At 37.9% G+C, this 599-nt stretch carries 1 protein-coding gene; it reads left to right on the top strand.

Annotation, left to right across the window (positions count from 1 at the left end):
• A partial coding sequence (locus Q7A53_RS21725; RefSeq protein ID WP_411791299.1) for an IS3 family transposase occupies window positions 1–566 on the top strand: 566 nt, incomplete at its 5' end.
• Between the last annotated feature and the right edge of the window lie 33 nt (window positions 567–599).

Raw genomic sequence — 599 nt, 5'->3', positions numbered from 1 at the left:
TAAAGAAATATAAATCCTATAAAGGGAAAGTCGGGAAAACGGCTGAAAACCACTTAAATCGTGAATTCACGGCTGAAAAACCTCATCAAAAATGGGTGACGGACATTACAGAATTCAAGCTGTTTGGGGAGAAACTTTATCTTTCTCCTATTCTTGATCTCTATAATGGAGAAATCATCACCTATACGCTTGGCTCCCGTCCTACGTATTCCCTCGTTGGAGAAATGTTAGAGAAGGGTCTGAAGTATTTAAGCGATAACCAAGAATTATTAATGCATTCCGATCAAGGCTGGCACTACCAAATGCGTCAATACCGCGTCCGACTAGAAGAAGCAGGAATTACCCAAAGTATGTCCCGGAAGGGCAACTGTTTTGATAACGCAGTGATAGAGAACTTTTTTGGAATTATGAAATCCGAGCTCCTTTACTATAAAGAATTTGAAAGCGTGGAGCACTTTAAAATAGAACTTGAGAAATTCATCATCAACTATAATCACAAACGAATTAAATCAAAACTTCGAATGAGTCCTGTGCAATATCGTGAAAAACTTCAAGAAATAGCTTAATTACATAGTGTCCAAATATAAGGGGTCACTTCA

This window comes from Halobacillus rhizosphaerae (assembly GCF_046719735.1).
Lineage (GTDB): Bacteria > Bacillota > Bacilli > Bacillales > Halobacillaceae > Halobacillus_B > Halobacillus_B rhizosphaerae.
Note: the sequence above shows the minus strand (reverse complement) of the source record. Positions and strands in the feature narration are given on the sequence as shown.